The following is a 6,054-nucleotide window of genomic DNA, read 5'->3' on the forward strand; positions in this document are numbered from 1 at the left end:
TTGTTCATTTACCCCTTCTTTCTTTCCAACTCTCCCCCCCCCCGCCCGGGGGAACTCAGCCTGCCCCGCGCCCTCCCTTTGGGGCGGCAACCCCGAACCCGCCATTGACGAAATCATCGCCCGCGCCGCCGAAGATCAGATCGGAAAACGCCGAGCCGGTGATCACGTCATCGCCGTTTTGGCCGTAAAGCTCATCGACCCCAAAGCCACCCGCGATCATGTCGTTTCCGTTCTGACCATAGACCAGATCATTGCCGTGACCGGCGTCGACGGTATCATTGCCGCCACCGGCATAAACGGTGTCGCGCCGGTCGGCATCGGTCTCGCCGCCGTTGATCCGGTCGTCGCCTTCGCCCCCATTCAGCGTATCGGCCCCATCACCGCCATTCAGCGTATCGTTGCCGTCACCGCCTTTCAGCGTGTCATTGGCAAGACCTCCGTTCAGCACGTCATCGCCGCCCAGACCGGTCAGATCATCATTGCCCCCCAGGCCACGCAGGATGTCGGCATTCTCGGTCCCGACCAGCCGGTCATCGCCATTGGTGCCTGTCAGATCGACACCGGTGGCATCCGCACTCACCGGTGCGGTCCCGTCGGAGACAAGCGTCTCCACCGTGCCGCGCCCGTCGGTGAACTGTACGGCGACGGTGATGACACTGCCGATATCCTCGGCATCCAGCACATAGGTCTCACCGGTCTCGCCCGCCAGATCGACACCGTCGCGCGCCCATTGATAGGAAAACGCGCCCAGCCCATCGGGATCGTTGATGGTGCCGGTCCGTACGATCAGGGTTTCCCCTTCTTCGGCTGTGCCGGCGATCCGGGCAATCCCGGTGGGCGCGCGGTTGGTCAGCGCCACCGGGTCGGTTGCGTCGCTGACCACCGATTCCGCCGTTCCGGCTCCATCGACATACGAGGCCACGACCGTCAAGGTCGCTCCGGTATCTGCGCGGGTCAGCAGATAGGTGATCCGGTCCGCCCCTTCGACAATCGCACCATCGCGGAACCACTGATAGCTGAAGACCCCCAAACCATCGGCATCCGCGATCCCCGACGGGTCCGCCGTCAGCCGCTGACCCTCGGCCAGAATACCCGCGATGGTCACGGTTCCGGTGGGCAGGGCATTATCGGTGGTGATCGGCGCGCTACCGGCGCTCAGCACGCTTTCCGCGGTGCCGAACCCGTCGGTATAGGTAAAGGCCACCGACACTTCGGTCGCGACATCGTCACGGACCAGCGTATAGCTGGACCCCGTCGCGCCATCGATCACCACACCGTCACGCAGCCATTGATAACCTGCGGTTCCGGCGGCAATTCCGTCGAGATCGGTCACGGTGTTGCTGGCGGTCAGCGTCTCGCCCAGCTTGGCCATGCCGGTCAGTGTCACCACGCCTTCCGGCGCATCATTGGTATTGGCCACGGCGCTTGTGGCGGTGCTGACGATCTGTTCGTTGGCGCCCCGCGCATCGGTAAAGTTGACGCGGACCGAAATGGTCTGACCGACATCTGCCTGGGTCAGTTCGTAACTGCGCTCCTCGGCATTCTCGATCGCGACGCCGCCGCGCAGCCATTGATAGGCAAACGCGCCCAGTCCGTCGGCATCCGCCACGGCCCCCGCATCTGCGGTCAACGTGCCCGCCTGCACAGGGGTACCGGAAATCGTGACCGCGCCGGTCGCCGCACGATTGGCCTCGACCAGTTCCAGGGTGATGGACGAGCCATCGCCCAGCGTATGTACCTGATGACCATCGCCATTCGTGGTCACGGTAATGGCGGCCCGCTGCGCAGCTGTCAGCCCGCTGAGATCCAGGCTATCCTCGGTCGGATCGTAATCGGTCACGCGGTCTGTGCCCATGCCCATGGACAGAACAAAGCTGTCGCTGCCGTCTCCGCCCGACATCCGGTCATTGCCCGCGCCGCCATTGATGACATCATCCCCTTCCAGGCCATTGATGATGTCGTTGCCGGCCAGGCCATTCAGCGTGTTGGCCGCGGTTGTGCCGGTCAGGGTGTCATCGCCCGATGTGGATGTTCGCGACGAGGCGGTCCCGTTCTGGCCCAGATTGCTGATCAGCGTGGCATGATCCCAGACCGTCCCATCGGCAAAGACGAGCCGTTCGATCGTATTGGCATTGTCGGACTGAAAGCTGTTGTTCAGCCGAAGAACATCGCTGGTGCCGAAGAAATCCAGAACGATGGTGTTCGAGCCGGGATTGCGGAACACGGTGGCGTGTTCGGAGAGATACCCGTGGATCATGATCGTGTCGGCATCGCCGCCCACATCGCCCTGATCGACGATCGCATCCGCCCCGTCGCCGACATGGTAATGATAGGTGTCGCCCCCGGTGCCGCCAACCAGCGTGTCATTGGCCTGCCCGCCCGCGATATGATCGGCCCCGGCAAAACCAAACAGGCGGTTCGCCGCGTCATTGCCGCGGATCACGTCGTCGAAATCCGAGGCCCGCACCTCTTCGATGCTGGTCAGCGTATCAATGGTACCGAACCCATCGGTGGCGGTACCCTCGATCAGCGACACCCGGACATTCGACAGACCGTCGCGATACTGCACCAGGTCCGAGCCGTCGCCGCCATCGATGATATCGGCCCCTTGCGAGCCCCAGATCTCGTCATCGCCGTCGCCGCCCGAGATGGTGTCGGCGCCTTCACGGCCCAGAAGCACATCATCGCCGCCGCGCCCGGAGATGGTGTCCTGCCCCGCATAGCCGACCAGCCGGTTGGCCACGCTCGACCCCATCAGCATGTCGCCGTTGAACGTGCCATGCGCGTCTTCGATGCTGACCAGCGTATCGATGTCGCCGAACCCGTCGGTGGCGGTTCCGGCCTCCAGGTCAACGGTGACCGCGCCGAACCCACCGGCAAGCTGGTCCTCGCCGTAGAACGTACCGTCGACCCCGGCACCGCCCCGAATGATGTCCGCACCTTCCAGACCCCAGAAGCTGTTGGCCCCGTCCGAGCCGGTCATATCATCGACATATTGGGTGGCGCGAATATCGTCGATATTGATCAATGTGTCGGTAAAGCCGAACGTGTCCCGGCTGACCCCGGTGGCCAGGTTGGTCACGATGCCCATGGTCCCGAATTCGACCTGGCCGGTGTCGGGGTTAAACGATCCGATCAGCGCCTCGGGTTCATAGTTGATCGTGTCGTCGTCGCCGCTGCCGCCATTGATGGTGTCGTTGCCCTGGTTGCCGGTATACCATTCCAGATCGTCATGGCGTGGATTGCCCCCGATCAGCGTGTCGGCATAGGCGGTGCCATCCAGCTCCAGAAAGAATGTGGCGGCCGAGAAATCGATCCGGCTCGAGGCCGAGGTGGCGATACCGGTGGCCAGGTTGACGGTGACCGCCTCGTCCAGACGGAACACGATATGGTGGTGATAGGGCGAGGCCAGCGCATCGGTGCCGGTGATCGTCTTGTTGCCATGGCCGTTGATCACGATGGTGTCGCGCGCATCCGGCAATGTGGCGCCGACGACGATTTGGTCGTCGCCCGCCCCGGTAAAGATCAGGTCCTTGCCATCGCGCCCGTCGATGAAATCGGCCCCGTCGCGGCCAAAGATAATGTCGCTCCCGCTGTTCGACCCCAAGAGCGTGTCGCCATTGTTCGACCCCGCCACATATTCGATCGAGATCAGCGTATCGGTATTGCCCCAGGTGTCGGTGGCGGTCCCGGCCTCCAGATCGACGGTCACGCCGTTGGGGCCCGTCTCAAAATCATAGGCGACAATATCGAGACCGGCGCCACCATTCAGCGTATCGTTTCCGGCATCGCCCACCAGCGTGTCATCATTCTGCAGACCGTTCAGCGTATCATTGCCTTCCCAGCCAAACAGCGTGTCGCGCCGCGCATTGCTCCCGGTCAGCGTGTCGTTGAATTGGGACCCAACCAGCTTTTCGATGGAGATCAGCGTATCGGTGTTGCCGAACGTATCGGTCGCGCTGCCGGTCTGCAGGCTGGCCGTAACCCCGTTTGTGCCGCCATCGCGGTAATAGGCGACCGTATCGGTGCCGGGGCCGCCGTTAAGCACATCGTTGCCGGCTCCTCCCACCAGGCCGTCGGGGCCGGCGCCGGCATTGATCTGATCGTTGCCCGCCAGGCCGACTAGGTCGTCGTTACCGCCCAGGCCGTTGATCGTATCGTCATTGTTTGTGCCTGAAAGATTGTTATTGCCTGCATCGCCGTTAATTGTCGCCACGCGAGTATCTCCTGTTTTCCGCAACCGTCTGCTCTGCCCAGCCCGCACCCTGACGTTGGAATGTGACTATGTGGTGGAAAAGGACGAGTTTTTTGTTCTTATTTTGAGTGTTCTGGGCCATATCTCGCTTTGTTCATGTTGCTTTGTTCATGTTGCTTTGTAAAGAAATTCGTGCGGATCGCCGAAAATACGAGAGCGCTGTGTCCACAAGATCAAAACTCCCCCGCGCCGCCGCACCACTTCTCTCAGCCTTTGACGGGTCCGGGCTTCATCACGTGATCCAGATCCGCGCAAAGATGCCCTAGCCCGGCCTGTTGCAACTGGCGCGCCAGATGTGCGTGGGACTGCGTCATGTCGAATGTGGCGGTTTCCGTGACCTTGACCCGCAGCCAGGCCAGGATATCGGCATCGCGGCTTTTGCCATAGGCGGCAGCGTCCCAGCCCGCGCGCAGATCCACGCCCAGGGCGGCCAGGCTCTGCAACAGCCGGTCGGGCGCGATCAGAGACAGCCCGTCCACCGCCCGCGGCGCGCCATCGGGGCGCACCATGCACAAAAGGCTGTGGACCACCTCGGCATAGACCAGGTTGTCGCAGCGCGGGCGCAGGATATGCAGCGCCGTACGTGCCTGCGGACGCCGGTTCAGCACGGTGATCGCCTGCGGCACATAGCCCAGCAATTGCCGTCCATGCATCGCCGAGCCTTCGGAAAAGACGATATGCGCGGCCCCCGCATAGGCGCGCAGCTGGTGGCGCAGCGGGGCCTGTTCGGGGATCAGGACACGGGCACCCGCGGCCCGCAGCCGGTCGACCAGATAGCGTTCGCCGGCATGGCCGCCCGCCCCGGTGCGGGTCATGCCCGCGCGCGAGACATAAAGCAGATCGCTTTGCGTGGGCGCCAGCCCGTGGCGCTGCCAATTGGCGTCCAGCGCATCCAGATAAGTCAGCGACGGGCCGATATCGGGCAGTTGTTCGGCCTGGGGCGCTACGTAAAGGCGGCGCGCCAGATGCGGGGCATTGATCAGGCGGATCTGATCACGCGGCAGGCCCAGCCAGTCCATGATCTGATAGAAATGCCCCGGCAGCTTGTCCGGGGTGCCATCCGGGCGCAGCAGGAACAAGACCGGATCGCCCGGGCGTTCGATCCGGGTCTGGATCACCCGGGTGGCGTAGTCGGCGACCTGGTGGCCGAAATGGTGATAGACCTGCCCGCCCCAGCAGACCGGGTCGGGGATCTCGGTCAGATCGCCTTCTGGCACAGGCGGGCAGGTATCAATCGGCCGACCATGACGACCATGGCGCGGGCCGATCTGACGCGCGAAATCAGGCCAGCGCGGCCCGCCGCCATACATTGTGCGGTCGATGAACTGCGCGGGCAGGATCGCAATATCCTCGAACCGTTGCATCGGGCCGAACCCGGTATGGGGGAAACCGGCCAGATTTGGGCCACCGGTGTGATCCGGGGCAGGCCGGGTGTCCTGGCCGGGCGCCGCAGGAGGGGCAGGGGTGATGCTGCGCGTCGACCGCGAGAATAGCCGCCGGATCATCCCGGCTCCTGCCCGGGTCGGCCCGGGTCACGGTCAAAATAGGCGCGCATGCGGATCCCTCTTGCTGATACGGATAGGGGCCGGATCACATCGACCCCGCCTCCTCCTCGCATAGAGAGCGGGATCAGGCCAAGAGGTCAAACACCTCGCCGCCGATCTGGAGGTTGATCTCAGCCTCGCCGCCGCCATCGACCAGGGCCCAGAGCGTCTCGCCCCGAAAATTGACAAACGCCTCCTGCACATCGTCATCGCCCGAGCGTTCCCCCGCCGCCGTCGCGGTATGGGCGAACCGGA

General features: G+C 63.6%; 2 protein-coding genes. Both read right to left on the minus strand.

The genetic code is table 11. The features are described 5' to 3' along the window. Nucleotides 1-55 precede the first annotated feature (55 nt). Nucleotides 56-4,216: a calcium-binding protein gene (locus HEP69_RS23410; protein WP_290560935.1), complete on the minus strand. Its 4,161-nt coding sequence runs from the start codon at nucleotides 4,214-4,216 to the stop codon at nucleotides 56-58. Between the two features lie 245 nt (nucleotides 4,217-4,461). Continuing rightward, on the minus strand, nucleotides 4,462-5,760 hold the full coding sequence (locus HEP69_RS23415; RefSeq protein WP_290560936.1) for a glycosyltransferase 61 family protein: 1,299 nt from the start codon (nucleotides 5,758-5,760) through the stop codon (nucleotides 4,462-4,464). Nucleotides 5,761-6,054 lie beyond the last annotated feature (294 nt).

Origin of the sequence: Aestuariivita sp. (genome assembly GCF_021404545.1) — a bacterium.
In the GTDB taxonomy this organism is placed as follows: domain Bacteria; phylum Pseudomonadota; class Alphaproteobacteria; order Rhodobacterales; family Rhodobacteraceae; genus Aestuariivita.